This is a genomic window from Luteolibacter rhizosphaerae (assembly GCF_025950095.1).
In the GTDB taxonomy this organism is placed as follows: domain Bacteria; phylum Verrucomicrobiota; class Verrucomicrobiia; order Verrucomicrobiales; family Akkermansiaceae; genus Haloferula; species Haloferula rhizosphaerae.
Genome location: NZ_JAPDDR010000005.1, coordinates 68,177 through 89,341 on the forward strand (window position 1 = coordinate 68,177; position 21,165 = coordinate 89,341).

Below are 21,165 nucleotides of genomic sequence, written 5' to 3' on the forward strand. Positions count from 1 at the left end.
GCGGGGGAGGGCTTACCTCGCGAAGCGCAGATCGAAGGGAGCATCCTTCAGATGGCTCTTCGCGAAGGCGCGGGATTCCCGGTCGGTGACGAGAGCTTCCAATTCATTCGGCGCGGCGAAAAAGTAGTCGGTCTTCACGCCGAACTTGGTGTGATCGAGAAGCGCGCAGCTCCAGGTGGCGTGCTCGAGCATCATGCGCTTGAGCCGGGCCTGCTCCGGATTCGGCTCGCTGACACCGAGGGTCGGATGCAAGCCACCGCCGGAGAAGAAGAAGCGGTCGATGCGCAGGGAGCGCAGCGAATTCTCAGTGATCATTCCGGAGAAACGCCGTCCACGCTGCTCGAAGATTCCGCCGAGCTGCACCAGCTCGATGTCCTCGTCCCGCGAGGACAAGCGCTCTACCACGGCGAGGGAGTAAGTGACGACCCGGAGCGGGAGACCTTCAGGAAGGGCACCCGCGAATTCCAAGGCCGTCGTCGAGGCGTCAAGCAGAATGGTCTCGCCGGGGAGCAGCAGCCGCACCGCCTCGCGGGCGATCGCCAGCTTTTCTTCAAGCTGCCGTGATTCACGCTCCTGCTGAGAAAGTTCGCCCAGAGGGGCAGTGGCATCCATGGCGCCCCCGTGGGTTCGGCGGAGGTGCCCCCGTCTCCCCAAAAGGTCCAAGTCCCGGCGGATGGTTTCCTCGGTGACGGAGAATCCTTTTGCCAAGTCGGTGGTACGAACCGTTCCATGTCGACGCACCTTCTCTAGGATCTGACGTTGTCGTTCTGCGGCCAGCATGTGGGATTCTGTGGGAAATTGCTTGCTTTCGTGGGTTTTGTTCAGCATTCCCCCGTCTCGTCAATCGCAAACGTAATAGCACTCCATGTCCGCGCACTTCAAGCATGTGAATTTCTCCTGGGATGACGCCAAAGCCGCCTCTCTCGACCCCGTCGGCCGCCTCGTCTACCGCTCGAATATCCTCGGAGACGACCAGCGCGTGACGAACACCGGCGGCGGCAACACCTCTTCCAAGATCATCGAGAAGGACCCGCTCACCGGTGAGGACGTGGAAGTTCTTTGGGTGAAGGGATCCGGCGGTGACCTGCGCACCTCGAAGCGCGACAACTTCTCCTCGCTCTACCAGGACAAGCTCATCGCGATGCAGGGCCTCTATGGTGCCCGCGCCGACAAGGGCCTGAAGTCGCAGGCCGAGGACGAGATGGTGGCGATGTACTTCCACACCACCTTCAACCTGAACCCGCGCGCGTCCTCGATCGACACGCCGCTGCACAGCTTCCTGCCGGGCAAGCATGTCGACCACATGCACCCGAACGCGATCATCGCGATCGCGGCTTCCGCAAACTGCGAGAAGCTCACGCAGGACATCTTCGGCGGAGAGATGGCCTATGTGCCATGGATGCGCCCGGGCTTCGAACTGGGCCTCGCCATGCAGGAGATCGCGAAGGCAAACCCTTCCGTGAAGGCGATCATGATGGGCCAGCACGGCTTCATTTCGTGGGATGACGACGAGAAGGTCTGCTACCAGCGCACCCTCGAATTCATCGAGAAGGCCGCCGACTACATCGACTCCAAGTATCAGGCCAAAGGGGGGGATGCCGCAGCCTTCGGCGGGCAGAAGTATCAGACCCTCCCGGAAGAGCAGCGCCGCGCCACGCTGGCCGCGATCCTTCCCTGGCTGCGCGGTCAGGTCTCGCAGCAAAAGCGCTTCATCGGCACCATCCAGGACGACGAGAAGATTCTGCGTTTCGTGAACTCCGCCGAGGCTCCGCGCCTCGCCGAGCTGGGAACTTCCTGTCCGGACCACTTCCTGCGGACGAAGATCAAGCCGCTCTACGTCGCATGGAATCCGCAGTCCGAGGATCTCGCCGCACTGAAGGCCAAGCTGGCTGCCGGCCTCGAACAGTATCGCAAGGACTACGCCACCTACTACGCGGCTTGCAAGCACGCCAACAGCCCGGCGATGCGCGACCCGAACCCGACCGTGGTGCTGATCCCGGGGCTCGGCATGATCGCCTGGGGTAAGGATAAGTCCGAGTCCCGCGTGACCGCGGAATTCTACAACTGCGCGGTCGAGGTGATGCGCGGTGCCGAGGCGATCGACAAATACATCGCCCTGCCGCAGCAGGAGGCATTCGACATCGAATACTGGCTCTTGGAAGAAGCGAAGCTCCAGCGCATGCCGGCCGAGAAGGAACTGGCGCGCCAGGTGGTCGTCGTCATTGGTGCCGGCTCCGGGATCGGTAAGGAGACCGCTCACCGCTTGGTGAAGGAAGGTGCGCACATCGTTTGCGTGGACCTGAACAAGGAGGCTGCAGAAGCGACCGCGAAAGAGATCACGGACAAGTATGGCCTAGGCATCGGGGTGGCGGGGAGCGGTATCTCCGGTTGCGGCCCGGCCATCGGCCTCGCGGCGAACATCACCGATCGCGCCAGCATCAGGACGATGCTTGATCAGGTGGCCCTTGCTTACGGCGGCTTCGACCACATCTGCGTGACCGCGGGCATCTTCGTGCCGAGCGACACCACCGGCCACATCCCGGACGACAAGTGGGCGCTCACCTTCAACATCAACGTCACCGGTTCCTACTTCGTGGCGGATGAAGCGGCGAAGACCTGGAAGGAGCAGGGCCTGAGGGGCAACCTCGTCCTAACCACCAGCGCGAATGCCGCCGTGGCGAAGAAGGGCAGCCTGGCCTACGACACCTCGAAGGCCGCCGCGAACCACTTGGTCCGCGAACTCGCGATCGAGCTCGCGCCGCTGGTGCGCGTGAACGGCGTGGCACCTGCCACCGTGGTCCAGGGTTCGGCGATGTTCCCGCGCGACCGGGTGATCGGTTCGCTTGCGAAGTACGACATCGCTTACACCGACGACGAGGCCACCGAGTCGCTCGTGAGCAAGCTCGCTCAGTTCTACGCGGATCGCACGCTCACCAAGGCACCGATCACTCCGGCAGACCAAGCGGAAGCTTACTTCCTCCTCGTCACCAGCCGCCTGAGCAAGACCACCGGTCAGGTGATCACCGTGGACGGTGGCCTGCACGAGGCCTTCCTGCGCTGAGGACAATCGCTTTAGGCCAGTTGTGCGCCCTGTGAGGGTGCGCAACTGGCTTTCTTGCGTCCGTAAGACTCTGCGATGATGACCACATGCTTTTCGGGATACTGGTCGTATTCCACATGGCGGCACAGGCATCCCTCTTCATCGAGGATCCGCACGAAGCTCTCCACGCCGAGTGTGCTGTAGCCAAACTCCTCGCCTTGAAAGGAACCACGGATTTCACCGGCCTCACCCCCGCCGCAGGTGAAGATCAGGACTCCGCCAGCGCTTAGCCCGGCACAGAGCTTCCGCAGGACCGGTTCCTGTAGCGCCAAGGGAAGGTGAAAAGTGCTATCCCACGCGGAGATGAAGTCATACCGCTTCGGGAAGATCCACCCGCTGATGTCGGCCGTGTGATATCGCGAGAGGGGATCACGTTCCTGGGCTATAGCGATCATCTCGGCGGAAGCATCCAGTCCCTCCGTCTGGAAACCATGGGCCCTGAGGGCTTCCATGAAGCGACCTTGGCTGCCACAGCCTACATCCAGGGCGATCCCGGTCGTAGGCGCGAATCGTAGCGCGAGCCGTAGGGCGCTCAGACCGTAAACCGGAGGCGCATTCTCCTGCCACCAGCGGGCGATCCGGTCATAGCGGCTGGCGGTCTCGGCGGGACTCATGATCGCAAGTCTTCTTCAGAGATCCTCCCTTTGCCAGATCCGCACATAGTCGATGACAAAGTGGTCCGGCAACTTGCTGTCGTCGATCGGGCTGTTGTCCCAGCCGCCCTGGGGCAGGGTGAAGAGCAGGCAGGAGGTCACGGAGGAGATCCGCTCATTCTCCCAGCGCGCCGTCTCGCTACCATTGATGTAGTAGATCGCCTGCCCCGGCAGCCACAGCAGCCCGGCGGTGATGAAGCCCTCCGCATCCGGCTGCATGTAGATCCGGTCGCTGCCGAAGTGCTTGTGCTGCTCTCCGTAGCCGTCCCAGTGCATCGCGATGTTGTTGCGATAGGGTCCCCAGCGGGTCAGCTGCTCGACCACGTCGAATTCCATGCCGCCATTCCCGGTATCCTGCCGCTGCCATTGCTCGCCCGCCTCCTTCCCGCGCTCCGGCATCAGCCAGAAGGCAGGCCAGAGCCCCGGCGCCGTCGGGAGCTTTACCCTCACCTCGAAGTAGCCGTAGCGTTGGGTCCACTTGTTGTAGGTATCCAGCAGACCGGTGGCGTAGTGGAACTCCTTGCCCTGCGGATCATCGTTGTGGCGGCCCGTCCGCTTCTCGTAGCGCAGCTTGGCCACGCCTCCACCCAGCCTCACGTTGTCACGGCTGAACCAACTCGCCTTATCCCAGTAGTTCGCGGCATGGACATTCCACTTCGATGGATCGATGCCATCCCCGTCGAACTCTTCCTTGAAAGCCTGCGTCCACTCCCCCTCGACCGGCGGGCGCTTGCCTAGCCAGTCCGGAAGCTTGGGCGCTGGTGGGACATCGGCACGGATGGAGCGGATGACGAAAGTGCTCTCCCGATCCCCTGTGATCACCACCTCCGATACGGCATCACTCCCGAAGGACGTTCCGCTTCCCTCCATCGTGCCTTGTCCCTTTCCATCGAAGTCCGGACGTCCCCGCCAAGGCTTCTCTGCCAAGAAGCAAATGGCCACATCCTTGCTGGCTCCCGCGGCGATCTCTCCTGCCGGGACTGTGGCCGTGGCTCCTCCGTTGCTCTCCAGTCGAAGGCTCGGGCTCGCCGCGCTTTCACCTTGGTTGTGAAGCGAGACAACGACTCGTAGGGATCGGGAGAGATCCCAGCGTCCTCGCTCGGGTCTGATCGCGGCTTCGGAGCCTTTGCCCGGAAGCCGAATCACGATCCCCTCGCTCGGCACCAGCTTGGGCACTGCGCCTCCGTTACCTTCCAAGCGCAGAGGTGGAGGTAGCTCCTCGCCTGGCTTGAAGATTAGACCTTTGTCAGGCACTAGGCGGATGCTGGCAGGCTCTGCCTCGGGGATCTCTCCCGGCTCGCCACCCGCGGTGATCGACTCGATTCGGAAAGACTTCGCGGTTTCGGTTTTGCCGGTGAAGAGCAGCAGCCTAACTATCGCGGAGGAATTGAGCGCGAAGCCCTTCTTATGCCCGAAGGAGTGCCCGAAAATCAGATGGATGTCGGCCTTCTGCCCCGGCTTCAGGATGAGGTTTTCCGTATTATAGGGCTCGTCCTTCCAATCACCGGCATTGTCCGCCCGCAGGCCGAGATCCAGATCCGTGCTGCCGGTGTTGGCGATGGCCGCTTTCAGGTGTCCGTATGCCGATAGATCGAATGGCTTGCCATCCGCGCGCGTGATGGAGAGCCCGGGATAGCCGTCAGCACCGGGCGCGATCTTCACCTCGATTCCTCCTGAGCTCTTTTCCGCGGCCACCTGAGAGGAATCCGCTTTAACGGCAAACCCCTCCACCTTGCCATCAACGATGACAATCGGTGCCTGCTCCGCCATCGATCTAATGGCCGAAGCTGAGAATATGCCGATAGCTACCGGCACGAGACAATGGAGAAAGGACCTGAACATGGGATCGTTCAACCCTAGTCCATATCTTCCTCCGGATTCCAGCTTCTTCCCCGGCACGAAAAAGCACCGGCCCTTGCGGACCGGTGCCCAACCGTGATGCAGCTATGAAATCGCTTGCTTAGAAGGAGGAGCGGAACCCTACCAGCCAGGTGAGGGCGTCCACATCGCCGTCTCCCGCATTCGGGGTCTGGAGATTGGTGTATTCCGCACCGGCCTGGATCTTCAGGTTGTCCCCGCAGATCAGGTAGTTCAGGCCTGCGTAGAGGGTGTGCAGCTCGTCGCCGCGGCCACCGTTCACGACGTTCGGATTGCCACCGCCGCCGTAGTTGGTGGCGCGCACGTAGCGGCTGTTCACGCGGATGCCTTGGTCTTCCTCGGCACCGGCGTAGGTGTATTGCACCACCGCCTGCAGCTTGGCCGGCACGATCCAGTAGTAAGGAGTCGCGACGAAAGCCCAGAAGTTGCCGCGGCGTGCCGCGTTGGACTGCATCTCGGAGCCGCCATTGTCGCCGTAGAAGCCTTCCACGTTGATACCGCCCGCGCCGATGGCGTATTCGGCGGAGAAGGTGGTGGCCCAGCGGTAGTCGAGCAGCGAGTCCTCGTTGGCGAAGCGCTCGTCGGCGTTGTTGTAGAGAAATTCCCAACCGAAGCGAAGATCGTCCGTGGCGGAGTAGATCAACTCAATGTTATACATGAGATCATCGTTGTAGCCACCCCAGCCTTCGACGTTGCCGTCGTCCACGCCGGCGTCGTCGGTGCCTTCGTCGGTGCTGTAGATGCCGGCGATGGCATTCCACTGGCCCTTCACGGCATTCACGAAGAGGCCGGTCGGACGTGCGCTCTGATAGAGCTTGTTGGAGATCGCGGAGCGCTCGACGGTGAGAAGGGCGTTCGAGGAGGTGCGGGCCTCCAGGCCGCCGTGCCACTTGATGCGGCCGTAGTTCAGCGTCAGGGCATCGAGACCGGAGAGGTTGAATGCCTTCAGCGCGTCGAAGGTGAAGTAGGACTCGTCGAAATCGATGTAGTCGTAGTCCAGTTCACCGCCGTTGAAGCGCTGGTCGTCCACGAGGTTCACCACGCCCTTGTAGGAGAAGTAGTTCAGGAAGCCGATCTTACCGCCGAGACGGAAGCGACGGGCGTCGGTGTAGTCCTCGCTGAAGTCCTGGCCATTGGTGCCTTCGCCATCCACATAGGCGGCGTTCCAGTGGTAGCGACCTTCGAAGACGAGGCTCTGCACCACCGGGTTTTCCGGGAGCTTGACGGTGCCGGGCTTGCTGGACAGCCAGGAGCAGAAGTCGAAGTCCGAGAACATCGAGCCGCTGTCCGCCGGGGCGGGGGCGGCCGGTGGCTCACCGGCGAAGGCGAGGCTGGAGAAACCGACGGCAAGCGCCACGGTCTGCTTACAAATGGTGTGGTGTTTCATGGATTGTGGTAAGACAAGGCGGGCCAGTGCTTGGGATAGCCTGCGTCTCGACGGCGGGAATCCAACGAATGTGACGGTGGTGTGACAGAACCGGAGTGTGACACTCCCGTCACATTGGCTTTTGGAAGTCCAAGAGCCTCAGGGTGAGACGACTCGGACTGATCCGCCCAGAGGAACGTGGCGGTTTCGTGACAAACCCGTCACAAAGAGCCGTTGGACCTTTGTGACGATGCTGGCATCCATGCCGTCGAGCGTCGCCTGCGGCGCGGAAATCCATCATCACACCAATGCGCAATACCATTCGATTCGCCGCCGCCAGCCTCTTCGCGGGAGCCATGCTCGCCGCCACCGCCGGTGCGCAGACCATCAGCATCAAGGGTTCCGACACCCTGGGCGCCAAGCTCGTCCCCCAGCTTGCCGAGAGCTTCCAATCGAAGAACGGCGGCGTGAAGTTCGAGATTGCCGCCGAAGGTTCCTCGACCGCTTTCCCGGCCCTTGCCAACGGCACCGCCCACATCGGCATGTCTTCCCGCAAGGCCAAGCCGGAAGAAATCACCGCTGCCCGCGCAAAGGGCGTCAAACTGAATGAAGTGGAAGCCTGCCACGACATGCTCGTGGTGATCGTCAACAAGAGCAGCAAGGTGAAGAGCCTGACCAAGGACCAAGTGCAAAAGATCTTCACCGGCGCGGTAAAGGATTGGAGCGAAGTCGGCGGTGCCCCGGGTGCCATCTCCGTTTATACCCGCAACACGGCTTCCGGCACCTACAAGGACTGGCAGACCCTCGCCATGGGCGGAAAGAACTACCCCGGTAGCTCCCAGAAACTGGCGGGTAATGAGCAGATCGCCGAGGAAGTGGCCAAGAACAAGAACGGTATCGGCTATGTCGGCCTCGCCTACGCCAAGAAGAGCGGCATTCAGTCGGTCGTGATCGACAACGTCGCTCCGGAAGCTTCCAACGCGAAGAAGTATGTCTACAGCCGCGCCTGCTACTACTACATCCCGGAGAATGCCGATGCCACCGCCAAAGCATTTGTGGAGTTCGCCACCGGCCCGGAAGGCCAGAAAATCGCCAAGGGTCTCGGTTTCGTGCCGAACTAAGGTTCACGGCTGACGATTTCGACACGCAATCCCGGCGAGGGGAAGCCCCGCCGGGATTGCCATTTTCACGACAGGCCTTCACGTTTGCCCCCGCACGTCGCGCATGCCGGAATCCCCAAGCTCCAACACAGTTCCCGCTGGTCATCCCTTCCGCCGGAAGGGCAGGGGAACGGACGGCTTTTTCAAAGCCTTCTTCGCCGGTAATGCCGGCCTGACCATTGTCATTCTCATCCTGATCATCGTCTTCCTCATCCGCGAGGGGGCGGGCTTCTTCCCGAAGTATCGGGAGGAGCTCGAGATCTACCGCAGGGCGGGTCTCGAGTTCGTAGACATCCCGCGCCATGACCTGAAGGCGCACGAGCAGATGACATCCCTGCTCAACCGCGCCTATTACGCGCAGGTGAATGCGGCCTGCCGCACCGAGTTCCTCCGTTCCTCGGAAGCCACCGCGGTGGTGAGCTACATCAACGAAGCCGTCACCCCGGCCCAGAGCGCGCTCCTGCGCGTGCAGGAGAATGCCGGCGAAACCGGCATTCCGAAGGAACTTCAGGACACGCTCTCGGCCAAATACAAGGAGCTGCTCGCCGAGGTGCTGGCCGGCAAGCGCGGCGACGGGATCCCGCCCACACCGCACCTGACGAAGGAGGAGCGCGAAGGCCTGCTGGCCGCGCTCGCAGCCCGCGATCCCATGTCCACGGACGATCCGCCGCAGATCGCGGCGATCGATGAACAACTTTCGCTCAAACAAGCCGCCGCGGGCGAGCCGCTGGTCGAGCTGCGCGCGACCATCGATGCCTTCTCCGAGTCCTCCGGAGCCCTCGACACGCTCGTGTCCGAGACGGGGGATGTGGTGAAAGCCTCCAAGGAGGGGGCTACCCTCCACGAGATTGAAATCACCCGTCGCAACACGCTTCTCGAAGCGGCGAAGACCGCCAAGACCGCGGAGGCGAAAGCCGCCTTGAAGGCGGACGCCCTAGCCTCGGTGACCACGGAACCGGTTGATTTCAAGGTCGCCATGGAGCCGGTGCTCGCGCGCCTGCAGGAATTCCGCGATGCGAATGCCGCCATGACCAGGGCGGCGGAGGAGGTTCTGCCGAAGCTGCCCGCCAAGCTGGAGGACGAGAAGGCGGATCGCTACTTGTCCACCTTCCGCAAGGCCAGCGACGAGTATAAGAGAGAGCTCTCCGACACGACCGCAAAGATGGAGGCATGGAAGCTCGATGCGCCGGTGGGCCTCGGCTCGACCATCATGGGCTTCATCACCGGCAAGGACTGGATCACCGGTGGCGAATGGCAGGATTTCTACGGCATCGTGCCCTTATTCGCGGGGTCCCTGTTGATCGCTCTCATCGCCCTGTCGCTTGCGATTCCGCTCGGTGTCGGTGCAGCGATCTACACCAACCAGTTGGCCGGCCGGCGCGAGCAGAATTTCATCAAGCCGACGATCGAGTTCCTCCAAGCGATTCCCTCCGTAGTGCTCGGCTTCCTGGGCATCGCGGTGCTGGGCACAATCCTGCAGGAAACCTCGATGAAGGACTCCTTCTCCTGGGTGCCGGGCTTCCCGATCCAGCAGCGCCTGAACATGTTCACCGCCGGCTGCCTGCTCGGCCTGATGGCGATTCCAACGATCTTCAGCCTTTCGGAAGACGCGCTGAACAACGTGCCCTCGGCCTTCGCGGAAGCTTCCGATGCGCTCGGTGCCTCGAAGCTCCAGACCATTTTCCGAGTGGTTCTCCCGGCCGCGGTCTCGGGCATCCTCGCGGCGGTGCTGCTAGGCCTCGGCCGTGTGATCGGCGAGACGATGGTGGTTCTGCTGGTGGCGGGTAACCGGATCGAAATTCCCGATTTTACCGAAGGCCTCGGGGTCTTCTTCCAGCCGGCGCACACCCTGACCGGGATCATCGCGCAGGAGCTGGGTGAGGTGCCCTTCGGCAGCGTTCACTACCGTGCGCTTTTCGTCGTCGGCATGGTCCTCTTCGCGATCGTGTTGGGCATCAACTGGACCGCCCAACGCATCCTCCACAAATTCCGCACCGCCCACGACTGATGGATAATCCGGAACAACTTATCCGCAAGGGTGTCCACCACGGAGCACTCAAACAGGGTGCCGTGAAGAGCCTGCTCGGCGGGCTGACCTGGGGCATCGTCCTGATCGCGCTGCTGATCTTCGGCCGCATTTGCTGGGACGGCGCCCCGGCGCTCATGAAGCCGGAGTTTCCCTACATCGATGTCAGTTTCCTCACCGAGCGGACACAGACCTTGCACGTCTTCGATGATGCGGCGGGCACCCGCCACAGCATTCCCTCGACCGAGTATCACGCCTGGGTGGAGAAGAACGGCGCGGAATCGATCTTCAACGAGCAGACCTACTCCTACTCCGGAGGCGGGATCATCGGTCCCATCGTCGGCACGGCCCTGCTCACCCTGTTGAGCGTGGTCCTGGCGCTGTTCTTCGGGGTGGCGGCTGCGATTTATCTCAGCGAGTACGCGAAGCAGGGGAAGTTCATCAATCTCGTCCGGCTTGCCATCCTCAACCTGGCCGGGGTGCCGTCGATCGTATTCGGCCTTTTCGGTTTCGCGGTCTTCGTGCTGGCCGCGCCGGTCTTCACGGACAATCCGATCGACCGCAGCTTGTTCACGGTTCCGCTGGGCTTCACCTACCTCAGCTTCCAGGGTTGGAATTCCTCGCTGATCGCGGGTGCCGCCACCTTGGCCTGTATGATCCTGCCGGTCATCATCACGGCCTCCGAGGAGTCCTTGAAGGCGGTGCCCCAAGGTTTCCGCGAGGCATCCCTAGCGCTGGGTGCGACCCGCTGGCACACCATCCGCAAGTGTGTCCTGCCCTTCGCCACGCCGGGCATCCTCACCTCCTCGGTGCTCTCGCTCGCGCGAGCCGCCGGGGAAACCGCGCCGATCATGTTCACCGCCGCGGTGGCCGCAAAGGACAGCCTGCCGTGGGAAGGGGTCTCGAATCCCCTGGCCGTGCTCCAGAGCCAGGTCCAGGCATTGCCGTATCACATCTACACGCTTTCGAAGATCCCTACCTCCGAATACACCCAGCGGGCCCAGTATGGTTCGGTGTTCGTGTTCCTGATGATGATCTTCCTCTTCTCGACGGTTTCCATCGTCCTGCGTCACCGCGTCCGCTCGAAGCTCAAATGGTAAACGGCTCCTCCACCAACGGAACCCCGGCGATCGCCGTGGACAATCTCCGCTTCAACTACGGTGCGAAGCAGGTGATCCATGACGTGAACCTGGAGATCGCCTCGCGCGAGATCACCGCTTTTATCGGCCCCTCCGGCTGCGGGAAGTCCACGCTGCTGCGTTGCTTCAACCGGATCAACGATCGCATTCCCGGAGCCCATGTCACCGCGGGCACGATCAAGATCGCCGGGATCGATATTGCCCGGCCGGATCTGGATATCCAGATGCTCCGCCGTCGCGTCGGCATGGTTTTCCAGAAGTGGAATCCCTTCCCGAAATCGATCTACGACAACATCGCCTACGGTCTCCGCATCCATGGGGAGAAGAGCAGCAAGGCGATCGACGAACGGGTCGAGTATTGCCTGCGCCGTGTTGCCCTTTGGGATGATGTGAAGGATCGGCTCAAGTCCAGCGCCTTCGGTCTCTCCGGTGGCCAGCAGCAGCGTCTTTGCATCGCCCGCACGATCGCGACGAAGCCGGACATCATCCTGATGGACGAGCCTTGCTCGGCGCTCGATCCGCTTTCGACGCTCAAGGTCGAGGAGCTGCTGCTGGAGTTGAAGAACGATTACACCATCGTCATCGTGACTCACAATCTCGCGCAAGCGAGCCGCTGCTCCGATAAGACGGCGTTCTTCTATCTCGGCAAGCTGATCGAATTCGGGACGACCCAGAAAATGTTCTCGAACCCTTCGGTGAGACAGACGGAGGAGTATGTCTCGGGTGCCTTCGGTTAGTTGAGCAAGGGGGAGAGTGCCTAGCGAAGGTCCTGGTATGCCATGCCGAGTAGAGCGACAATCGTTGTCGCGGCTATTCCCGACAGAACAACCAGTGCCAGCATCGTGAATCTGGACTTGGTGAAAGAGCCGAGAATTCCAAGCAGACCGCAGGCCCCAAGGACAAGGCTCGTCAGCCGACGGTGCCGGAGCAGTAGCTTGGTGCACAGGGAGAAGCTCATGCCGAGCTCATGTTCCATCGTGCGAAGCTTGTCGGTGAAGAACATCAATGTCCCCGCAAGGAACAAGGTGGTGATTCCGATGATGTAGGCGAGGAACCACAGGCGCTTGGGGTGCCCTCCTTTTCTCCTATCGGGGACCTCGGGGGAGGAGGAGGGGGGAGCGTAGGGCGAATCCATCTGACGGCTTAGAGAAAGGTTAGGATCTCCACCTCCATCAGCCGCTCGATCACGAGGATCAAACCCGCGAGGCCGACCAGCACGGAGCCGGTCCACTTGACCCACACGAACCTGTCCTTCCACCAACCGAAGAGGGCGAAGGCTCCGAGCAGAACGGTGATCTGGCCTACCTCGACCCCAACATTGAAGCCGAAAAGTGCACCGGCGAGCTGCTCGGGATGATCCTTCGGCAGCCATTCCGAGAGGACGCTGGCAAAGCCGAGACCGTGGATGAGGCCGAACAGACCGACGAGTGCCAGACGCCCTTTGCCGAGTTCCTTCACCAGGAGGTTTTCAATGCCGACCCAGGCAATGCTGGCTGCGATCAGGATCTCCACCCAGCGTGACGCTTGGTCGGAGGAGGTATCCACCCATCCCAGCGAGGCCATGCCAAGCGTGATGGAATGAGCGATCGTGAAGATGATGGTCTGTTGAAGGAGGGGCCGCCACTTCGGCGCTAACAGGAACAGCCCAAGCACGAAGAGGATGTGATCCACTCCCAGCGGCAGGATGTGATGGAAGCCCAAGATGATCCAATCGCCAATGGAGCGGGGCACCGGCGCGAGGTCGGTATCGCCACGCTCGGCGAGGGTCATGCGCTCACCGCTCACGATCGGCTTCACCTCGGCCTCCGCATCTTTCCGAACGGTGACAACGAGCACCACGCCGAATGGCTCTTTCCACGCCGCGTCCAGCTTGTGGACTCCCTCCGGAAGAGTCGCACGGATCACCGCCTCGATCATCGGCAATTCCTCCGGCTCACCCTCGGTCATGAAAGGCGGTGAAGCTTCCTTCAACTCCGGAATATCGAGGCTCCAGTCCAGTTCCTTGCCGTCCGCTTCCAGTTTCAGGCAATCCTTCCAGAAGGTGCGTGTCGCTTCGCTGATCTTGGCCCAGCCTTCCGGGCCCTGTTGCCGCAGCCACACGAGATCCTTCGGCTCCTCGTCCTCGTCGCCTTGGAATTCCGGCAGCATGTAGGCTGCATCGACCTCCGCCGTGCAGACCGCGGTGTCACCTTCGATCTCCAAGGTGATGGCGATCTCCGCGATCTGATGAGCGTGCAGCACCAAGGGGCAGAGCAGAAGAAGCAGGAAGCGGAGCATCGGCTTGTGCACGGGATATTCCGCGGAGGCCGGGATTGGAACTTGGAACTTCCGGCCCGGAGCTTTTCCCTCCCCGGGTGGACAGCATCCGCATCCGGGGGGCAAGGCAGCACAATCTGAGGGGCATCGACGTGGATATCCCGCGCGGGAAGCTCGTGGTCGTCACGGGGCCGAGCGGTTCAGGCAAGTCCTCGCTCGCCTTCCATACGCTCTTCGCCGAGGGCCAGCGGCGCTTCGTCGAGTCGCTCTCAGCCTATGCCCGGCAGTTCCTCGACCAGTTGGAGAAGCCGGATGTGGACTCCATCGAAGGCCTGAGCCCGGCGATCGCGATCGAACAGCGAAGCGGCGGGCTCAACCCGCGCTCGACGGTGGCGACCGTGACCGAGATTCACGAGCATCTGCGAGTGCTTTGGGCGGCAGCAGGTGTTCCCCACGACCCCGTCACCGGAGAGAAGCTGGAACGCATGGGGGCCGGGGACATCGTCACGGCGATTTCCGCGATGGCCGAGGGGAGCAAGGTGGTGCTGCTCGCGCCCGTGCCGGAGGAAGAGTCCCGCGAGCCGGAACGCCTGATCGGCGACCTGCGGCGGCAGGGTTTCGTGCGGGTGCGGGTCGATGGCGAGATCCACGACCTGGAGGATGCGCTGAAGTCGTGGCCGGAGCGGGCGACGATCGTGGAAGTCGTGGTGGACCGCCTGGTGGTAAGGCCCGGCGGCGAGGCCCGGCTGGCGGACTCGGTCGAAACGGCGCTGCGGATCTGCGGTAGCGAAGCCCGGGCGCTGGTCCAAGCGCCGGAGGACAAGGATTGGCGGGAAATCTCCTTCCAGACCAGCTACCGGAATCCCTCCACGGGATTCATGATCGGCGAACTGACGCCGCGGCATTTCTCCTTCAACTCCCATCTCGGGGCATGTCCGGCCTGCGAGGGTCTGGGCACGGAAACTTTTTGCGATCCCGAACTGCTATTGGCAGATCCTGCCCTCCCGATCGCGAGCGGCGGCATCAAGGGCTGGTGGAAGGTCGGGGCACAGCGGGGGAAGGCCTTCGCCAAGGAGGCCGCGGCGATCCTGCGGATGTTCGAGCTGCCGGAGAAGGCCAGCTACACCGATCTATCCGGAGAAGCGCGCGAGCTGCTTTTCCACGGCGGCATGCTGGATACCGGTTGGAAGATCGGCCCGGACAAGAAGAAGCAGGTCAAACGCTACGAGGGGCTATGCGTGGAAGCGGAGCGCAAGTTGCGCGAGGCCCGCAGCGAGGCGGTGCGCCGGCGGGTGGCCCGGGTGATGGCGGAGCGGCCCTGCAGTGCCTGCCAGGGGCGGCGCCTGCGCCCCGAGATCCTGGCCGTGCGGATCGAGGGCGAGGGGGGCAGATGGCTGGGCATCCAGGAGTTCTGCTCGCTCCCGGTGGAGGAGGCGGATGGCTGGCTCCGGGAACTGAATTTGCCGGAGGATCGGGCGGAGGTCTGCGGGCAGCTTGCCGGAGGAGTGGCGGAACGCTTGGGTTTCCTGTGCGAAGTGGGCCTGGGTTATCTCGGCCTCGATCGCTCGAGCGCCACCCTGTCCGGGGGGGAGGCCCAGAGAATCCGGTTGGCGACCCAGCTGGGCAGCGGACTCACCGGTGTGCTCTATGTGCTGGATGAACCGAGCATCGGCCTGCACGCGGAGGACACGGGGCGTCTGATTGCCGCGCTGAAGCGCCTGCGCGACCGCGGAAACACGGTGGTGGTGGTGGAGCACGACGAGGAGATGATCCGCGCGGCGGATTGGATGATCGAGCTGGGGCCCGGCGCAGGCAGGGACGGCGGGGCTCTGCTGGGTGTCGGCACTCCGGAGGATTTTCCTGCCAGCTCGCCGACCCGGCAGTGGCTGGAGGCTCCGCCGGCGGCGCAGCCGGCTGCGGGAGGTTTCTCTCTGCTGGGGGATTCCCTGTGGGTGCGGGGGGCGAGCGAGCACAATCTGCGCGATTTCGACGTGCGAATCCCGCTGGGCGGCATTGTGTGCATCAGCGGTCCGAGCGGTAGCGGCAAGTCCACCTTGGCGGACGATATTCTTCTGCGAGCTCTGAAGCGGCATTTCAACGGCAGCGGTGATCCGCCGGGACGGCACCGGGCGGTGGAGGGCATGGGGCTGCTGGGTAAGGTGGTGGCGGTGGATCAGTCTGCCATCGGCCGCAGCCCGCGCTCGAATCCGGCGACCTTCACCGGGATGTTCGACTCGATCCGCGATCTCTATGCGAAGCTGCCGCTGTCCCGGCAACGTGGATATGGGGCCGGGCGCTTCAGCTTCAACACCCACGGCGGGCGCTGCGAGAACTGCGAGGGCGCCGGGCGCCTGAAGATCGAGATGCATTTCCTGCCCGACGCTTGGATCACCTGCCGGGCCTGCGGGGGGAAGCGCTTCAACCGCGAGACGCTCGAGGTGCGGTTCAAGGGGATGAGTATCGCGGATGCGCTGGACCTCACGGCAGGGGAGGCGCTGGCAGCGTTCGCAGCGGTGCCGAAGTTGAAGCGCGGGCTGGAGGTGCTGGGTGAACTGGGGCTGGGCTACCTGCGTCTGGGGCAGGCGGCGAATACCCTATCGGGCGGCGAGGCCCAGCGACTGAAGCTGGCGGTGGAGCTCTCGAAGCCGGCGGCGCCCCATACCCTCTATTTCTTCGATGAACCGACCACGGGCCTGCACTTCGGCGATGTGGAGCGGTTGCTGGTCGCATTCCGGGGTCTGCGGGAGGCGGGGCACAGTGTGCTGGTGGTGGAGCATCACCTGGATGTTATCGCCATGGCCGACTGGGTGATCGACCTCGGGCCGGGTGGCGGCCGGGAAGGGGGGCTGGTGGTGGCGGAGGGACGGCCCGAGCAGGTGGCGAAGATCGTAGATTCCCCTACGGGCCGGGCGCTTGCGCGGCGCGGAACTCGCCATTTGTGAGACAAAGAGCTATGTTACCGGCGCTTATTCCATGGATTCCGACGACAACGTGAGCAGCGCCCCCGCAGAAAGCCTCTCGCCCTCCACCGCCGCTTGGCGCGAGTGGCTGGCGGAGCATGGCCCGAGATTGATCCTCTTCGCCCGGCAGCAGTCGCGTTCCTCGGAGGATGCCGAGGACATCGTTCAGGACGCCTTGGTGAAGCTGGTGGAGAAGCTGGATGCGGGCGAATTCGTCGGCGGCCAGGAGGCGTGGATGCCGTATCTCTTCACCGCGATCCGTCGGCTTTCGATTGACCTAGGTCGCCGTGACGACCGTCGCAAGCGGCGCGAGGACTTCGTCGGCGGGGAGGCGGAAACCGACCAGAAGGATGCCTTTCATCCGTGGTTCGAGAGCGAGTCGTCGGACGACGAGACCCGCCAGTTGTTGGAGGCGGGTTTGAAGGAACTGCCGCCGAAATTTGCCGAGGTGGTGGTGATGAAGGTGTGGGGAGAGCGCACTTTTGCGGAAATCGGTGAAGCTCTCGATATTTCTCCAAACACCGCGGCCTCGCGGTATCGCTATGGACTTGAAGCCTTGAAGAAAAAGCTCTCTTCGGCCCGCCGCAAAGGCGACCTCTCCATCTAACTTACGGTAACGATTTGTTGATTCGACTGCATGGACTCCGAATTCCAAGACCTTGAGAACGCGCTGAAGGGCCTCCGCCCCGCTTCGCCGGACGATGCCTGCATGAGCCGCCTGCTGGCGGCCGTGGAAGGTCGCCTGCAGAAGCCGGAGATGTCCGCGAGCGGCATCGAGAGCCGTCTGGCCGCGATGCAGCCGGTGGCGCCCTCGCCGCAGGCCTTCGAGAAGATGTTGGAGACGGTGTCCCGTGTTCCCTTCCCGGTCAGCGACAAGGTGGTGCTTTTTCCCGGTGCTCCGAAGGCGGCGAAGGAGAGAGCAGCTTCCCGTCGCCCGTGGTATGCGGCGGCGGCTGCCGTGGCGGTGGCTGGTGCCTTCAGCGCGATGATGGTGGACAAGACGCCGACGAACGCGGTGGTATCCAATCCCCAGCCGAAGGAATTCGCGCCGGTGCCAAAGATGGCGGGCAACGCGAACCCGAACGGGATCGTATCCGCTTCGCGAGGCTTGCAAGGGGCAACCGATCAAGGAGTGCGTTGGACGCCGGACGGCAAGCCGATGCGGATGGTGCAGGTGGAGTACAAGGACCGCGTGAAGGTTCTCGACAAGGACGGCAAGCCCGTCGAGGTCGAGGTGCCGCGATTCGAATATCTCTTCGTTCCAGAAAAAATCGACTGAAAGGCAAGATAAAAGGATTCATCTACTACGCTTCTAGTATGTTAACGCCAATCAAGATGAACCAACGTTTCACATACGGATTCGCAACCCTATTGAGTCTCGCTTCGCCGGCTCTGGCGATCGAGCCGCCGCAGGCGATCGCTCCGGTGCCGCCGCGGGTGGTAGTGGAAGATCATGCCGAGGAGCGCAGCACCGCCGGCGCACCGCCGGTAGAGATGCCGCGCGAGAATGAAGTGGCCCCACCGGCCGAACTGGTCCGGCCCTATCTCGGGATCGGTGGTGCCACCGTGCCCGATTTGCTTTCCGAGCACCTGAATCTCGCCCAAGGCGAGGGAGTGGTGATCCGCACGCTGGATCCCGCCGGTCCGGCGGTGGCCGCAGGGCTGGCCCAGAACGACATCGTGACGAAGATCGCGGGCAAGCCGGTGGGATCCCACGACGGGCTGCGCGAAGCAATCTCGGGCAGCAAGCCGGGTGACCAGGTCGAGGTGGAATACATTCACCGCGGCGAATCGAAGACCGCGACGCTAACGCTGAGCAAGGCGCCGGCGCATCAGGACCAGATCGCACGCGGCGGCATGCCTCCGCTGGAGCGACTGAGGGAAGACGGTATGCCGCAAGACCAGGCGCGCCGGATTCGCGAGGCGATCGAGCAGAACATGCGGATGTTCGAGGATGATCAAGGCACGGAGTTGATGGATCCCGGTCTGGCGATCGGGCGGGGGATGCACCAGCGCATGCAGCAGATGCTGCAGGGCATGGAGATGCAGATTCCGGATCTCAATGAAGCGCCGCAGCCGGGCATCAACATCGGCGGCAATAGCTCGAGCTCGATCCGCATGCTGGATGACAACGGCAGCGTGGAGATCAAGTCCAAGAACGGGGACAAGCAAGTGCGAGTCCTCGGTAAGGACGGCAAGGTCGAGTGGGAAGGTGCCTACAACACGGACGAGGACAAGGCAGCCGTGCCGGAGGATGTTCGCGAGCGGATCGACCGGCTGAACATCGACATGGATTTCAAGGGTAATGGTATTCGTCTCCAGATGGGTCCCCGTGACCGACGCTGAGAGAGGAAGATAGTTAGGTAGTTCAGGAGGCGAAACGCCCGTTCCGGTTTAGGCCGGGGCGGGCGTTTTTCTGTCGGGCCTGGACTGCTTCGCTGCGCAAGATCGGCGCTCTCCGACGGCTTACTTGGAAGCGGGAGGTGGGGCGGAGTTGCTCGCCAGTTCCCGGAGGTAGTCGAGGCGTTCCTTGATGCGCTTTTCGAGGCCGTTCTCGCCGGGGTGGTAGTAGATGCGGCCTTCGGGGAGGTAGGCTTGGGGGATGTAGCCGCCTTCGTAGTCGTGGGCGTAGAGGTAGCGCATCTTCTCCTCGTCGGTGCCACTGGCGGCGGCGAGCTTCTTGCGGGTCTTGGTGCGGAGGTGCTCGGGGACGGCGAGGGTGCGGCCCTTTTCGACATCGGCCAGAGCGGCATTGATGGCGGCGTAGGCGGTGTTCGATTTGGGCGCGGTGGCGAGATAGACGGTGGCGTGGGCGAGGGGGATGCGGCCCTCCGGCATGCCGACGAATTCGTAGGCCTGCTGGGCGGCCATGGCGACGCGGAGGGCATTTGAATCGGCAAGGCCGATGTCCTCGCTGGCGGAGATGACGAGGCGACGGGCGATGAAGCGCGGGTCCTCCCCTGCGTGCAGCATCTTGGCGAGCCAGTAGAGCGCGGCATCGGGATCGGAGCCGCGGATGGACTTGATGAAGGCGGAGGCGGTGTCGTAGTGGGCGTCGCCATCGGCATCGTAGACGATGGCCTTGCGCTGGATGGATTCCTCCGCGACGGCGAGGGTTAGGTGGATGCTTCCATCCGCCTCCGGCGGGGTGGTGAGGACGGCGAGTTCGAGCGAGGTGAGGGCCTTGCGCACATCGCCATCGGACATGAGGGCGAGGTGGTGGATGGCCTCCGGGTCGGCTATGATGCTCATGCCGCCGAAGCCGCGCTCCTGATCGGTGAGGGCGCGGTGGAGGACGGGGAGGAGGTCCTCGGTAGAGACGGATTCGAGTTGGAAGATCTGGGAGCGGGAGACGAGGGGGGAATTGACGTAGAAGTAGGGATTGTGGGTGGTGGCGCCGATGAAGCGGACGGTGCCGCGCTCGATGTGGGGGAGGAGGACGTCCTGCTGGGCCTTGTTGAAGCGATGGATCTCGTCGATGAAGAGGACGGTCGTTTCGTTCCGGAGGTCGCGCCAAGTCTTGGCTTGGTCGATCTTGGCGCGGATCTCGGCGACATTGGACTCGACGCCATTGAGGGCCTCGAAGCGGGAGCCGGTGCTGCGGGCGATGACGCTGGCGAGGGTGGTCTTCCCGGTGCCGGGAGGGCCGTAGAAGATGAGGGAAGTGAAGCGGTCGGCCTCGATGGCGCGGCGGAGGAGCTTGCCCTCGCCGAGGATGTGGTGCTGGCCGGCGATCTCCTGAAGGGTGCGGGGGCGCATGCGGGATGCCAGCGGCTCGCCATCGCGGCGGGGTTCGCCGGGGACGGGGCCTGAGGGCTGGACATCGAAGAGATCGGGCACGGGGGGAGCTTAAGCGGGGGGCTGCGGGTGCCAAGTGGAACCGCAAATCCGGCGGGGCTGACAGCGATGGGACCTCGCGGGGGTGGACAAGTCGGGCATCCTCGTTTTCCATCGCCGCCGATGGATTCTCTCAAACACTTGCTGGAGAACAACCGCCAATGGGCGGAGGCCCAGATCGCGGAAGACCCGGACTTTTTCGCGCGGCTGGCGCGACAGCAGACTCCTGAATACCTGTGGATCGGGTGCTCGGACAGCCGGGTGCCGGCGAACCAGATCACGGGTCTGGCACCGGGCGAGGTTTTCGTGCACCGGAACGTGGCGAACGTGGTGGTGCAGACGGACTTCAACCTGCTGTCGGTGCTGCAATTCGCGGTGGACGTGCTGAAGGTGAAGCACGTGCTGGTGGTGGGCCACTATGGCTGCGGCGGGGTGCGTGCGGCGCTGGAGAACCAACGCCACGGGGTGGTGGATAACTGGCTGAGGCACATCCAGAACACGGCACGCCGGAATGAATCGGAGTTGGAAGGACTGCAGCACGAGGCGGCGGTTGACCGGTTGTGCGAGCTGAACGTGCTGAAGAATGCGGAGAACGTGGCCCGCACGACGATCATCGAGGATGCTTGGGATCGTGGTCAGGGCGTGGAGATCCATAGCTGGATCTACCGTCTGGACACGGGGCGGATCAGCGTGCTTTCGGAGTCGATCAAGCCGCGTTGAGCGGAGAGGTGGACGAAGGTTTCTGGAGAGGGCCGGTGCGGGTGCGCCGGTCCTCTTCTTTTTTGGTGGG

Annotated in this window: 17 protein-coding genes and 1 pseudogene; 10 read left to right on the plus strand and 8 right to left on the minus strand. The window is 63.1% G+C overall.

What is annotated here, in order from left to right:
- Nucleotides 1–12: 12 nt before the first annotated feature.
- Complete coding sequence (locus tag OJ996_RS10610; RefSeq protein WP_264513535.1) at nucleotides 13–612, minus strand: DeoR/GlpR family DNA-binding transcription regulator; 600 nt, start codon at nucleotides 610–612, stop codon at nucleotides 13–15.
- Nucleotides 613–624: 12 nt separating this feature from the next.
- Nucleotides 625–828, minus strand: a pseudogene (locus OJ996_RS26560) (DeoR family transcriptional regulator); the annotation flags it as partial.
- 37 nt (nucleotides 829–865) lie between these two features.
- On the opposite strand from OJ996_RS26560, the gene OJ996_RS10615 reads away from it, so the two are divergent.
- The gene (locus OJ996_RS10615) at nucleotides 866–3,061 is read left to right on the plus strand and encodes a bifunctional rhamnulose-1-phosphate aldolase/short-chain dehydrogenase (RefSeq protein WP_264513536.1); all 2,196 of its coding nucleotides are present in this window, start codon (nucleotides 866–868) and stop codon (nucleotides 3,059–3,061) included.
- Between the two features lie 11 nt (nucleotides 3,062–3,072).
- Here the strand turns inward: OJ996_RS10615 and OJ996_RS10620 are convergent, their stop codons facing one another.
- From OJ996_RS10620 to OJ996_RS10630, 3 genes are all read right to left on the minus strand, one after another.
- Nucleotides 3,073–3,714, minus strand: a complete 642-nt coding sequence (locus OJ996_RS10620) for a class I SAM-dependent methyltransferase (RefSeq protein ID WP_264513537.1) — start codon at nucleotides 3,712–3,714, stop codon at nucleotides 3,073–3,075.
- Between the two features lie 15 nt (nucleotides 3,715–3,729).
- A complete protein-coding gene (locus OJ996_RS10625) occupies nucleotides 3,730–5,523 on the minus strand; it encodes a glycoside hydrolase family 16 protein (RefSeq protein ID WP_264513538.1) in 1,794 nt (597 codons plus the stop codon).
- 190 nt (nucleotides 5,524–5,713) lie between these two features.
- Nucleotides 5,714–7,018 carry a porin gene (locus OJ996_RS10630; RefSeq protein WP_264513539.1) on the minus strand — a complete coding sequence of 435 codons (1,305 nt, stop codon included), beginning with the start codon at nucleotides 7,016–7,018 and terminating at the stop codon, nucleotides 5,714–5,716.
- A gap of 287 nt (nucleotides 7,019–7,305) precedes the next feature.
- Here OJ996_RS10630 and OJ996_RS10635 point away from each other — a divergent pair, with 287 nt between their 5' ends.
- The 4 genes from OJ996_RS10635 to pstB all read left to right on the plus strand — a co-directional run bounded on the left by OJ996_RS10635 (nucleotide 7,306) and on the right by pstB (nucleotide 12,059).
- Nucleotides 7,306–8,118, plus strand: a complete 813-nt coding sequence (locus OJ996_RS10635) for a phosphate ABC transporter substrate-binding protein (protein ID WP_264513540.1) — start codon at nucleotides 7,306–7,308, stop codon at nucleotides 8,116–8,118.
- Nucleotides 8,119–8,221: 103 nt separating this feature from the next.
- Nucleotides 8,222–10,165, plus strand: coding sequence for a phosphate ABC transporter permease subunit PstC (gene pstC, locus OJ996_RS10640; RefSeq protein ID WP_264513541.1), 1,944 nt, complete (start codon nucleotides 8,222–8,224; stop codon nucleotides 10,163–10,165).
- Nucleotides 10,165–11,283, plus strand: a complete 1,119-nt coding sequence (gene pstA, locus OJ996_RS10645; protein WP_264513542.1) for a phosphate ABC transporter permease PstA — start codon at nucleotides 10,165–10,167, stop codon at nucleotides 11,281–11,283. Before pstC ends, pstA begins: the two co-directional genes overlap by 1 nt.
- Nucleotides 11,277–12,059 carry a phosphate ABC transporter ATP-binding protein PstB gene (gene pstB / locus OJ996_RS10650; protein WP_264513543.1) on the plus strand — a complete coding sequence of 261 codons (783 nt, stop codon included), beginning with the start codon at nucleotides 11,277–11,279 and terminating at the stop codon, nucleotides 12,057–12,059. The genes pstA and pstB overlap by 7 nt, the downstream gene beginning before the upstream one ends.
- Nucleotides 12,060–12,079: 20 nt before the next feature.
- On the opposite strand, the gene OJ996_RS10655 is transcribed toward pstB, so the two are convergent.
- Together OJ996_RS10655 and OJ996_RS10660 are read right to left on the minus strand one after the other, a co-directional pair.
- On the minus strand, nucleotides 12,080–12,457 hold the full coding sequence (locus OJ996_RS10655) for a hypothetical protein (protein ID WP_264513544.1): 378 nt from the start codon (nucleotides 12,455–12,457) through the stop codon (nucleotides 12,080–12,082).
- Between the two features lie 8 nt (nucleotides 12,458–12,465).
- On the minus strand, nucleotides 12,466–13,599 hold the full coding sequence (locus OJ996_RS10660) for a HupE/UreJ family protein (protein WP_264513545.1): 1,134 nt from the start codon (nucleotides 13,597–13,599) through the stop codon (nucleotides 12,466–12,468).
- A 77-nt stretch (nucleotides 13,600–13,676) separates the two neighbouring features.
- On the opposite strand from OJ996_RS10660, the gene uvrA reads away from it, so the two are divergent.
- The 4 genes from uvrA to OJ996_RS10680 are packed head-to-tail and all read left to right on the plus strand — an operon-like array spanning nucleotide 13,677 to nucleotide 18,884.
- Entirely contained in the window at nucleotides 13,677–16,520 is a 2,844-nt protein-coding gene (gene uvrA / locus OJ996_RS10665; RefSeq protein ID WP_264513546.1) for an excinuclease ABC subunit UvrA, read from the plus strand.
- Between the two features lie 31 nt (nucleotides 16,521–16,551).
- Nucleotides 16,552–17,145, plus strand: a complete 594-nt coding sequence (locus tag OJ996_RS10670) for an RNA polymerase sigma factor (protein WP_264513547.1) — start codon at nucleotides 16,552–16,554, stop codon at nucleotides 17,143–17,145.
- Between the two features lie 30 nt (nucleotides 17,146–17,175).
- Nucleotides 17,176–17,817, plus strand: coding sequence for a hypothetical protein (locus tag OJ996_RS10675; RefSeq protein ID WP_264513548.1), 642 nt, complete (start codon nucleotides 17,176–17,178; stop codon nucleotides 17,815–17,817).
- 56 nt (nucleotides 17,818–17,873) lie between these two features.
- Entirely contained in the window at nucleotides 17,874–18,884 is a 1,011-nt protein-coding gene (locus OJ996_RS10680; protein WP_264513549.1) for a S1C family serine protease, read from the plus strand.
- A 120-nt stretch (nucleotides 18,885–19,004) separates the two neighbouring features.
- Here the strand turns inward: OJ996_RS10680 and OJ996_RS10685 are convergent, their stop codons facing one another.
- Entirely contained in the window at nucleotides 19,005–20,378 is a 1,374-nt protein-coding gene (locus tag OJ996_RS10685; protein WP_264513550.1) for a replication-associated recombination protein A, read from the minus strand.
- Nucleotides 20,379–20,498: 120 nt separating this feature from the next.
- Here OJ996_RS10685 and can point away from each other — a divergent pair, with 120 nt between their 5' ends.
- Entirely contained in the window at nucleotides 20,499–21,095 is a 597-nt protein-coding gene (gene can, locus OJ996_RS10690; protein WP_264513551.1) for a carbonate dehydratase, read from the plus strand.
- Nucleotides 21,096–21,165 lie beyond the last annotated feature (70 nt).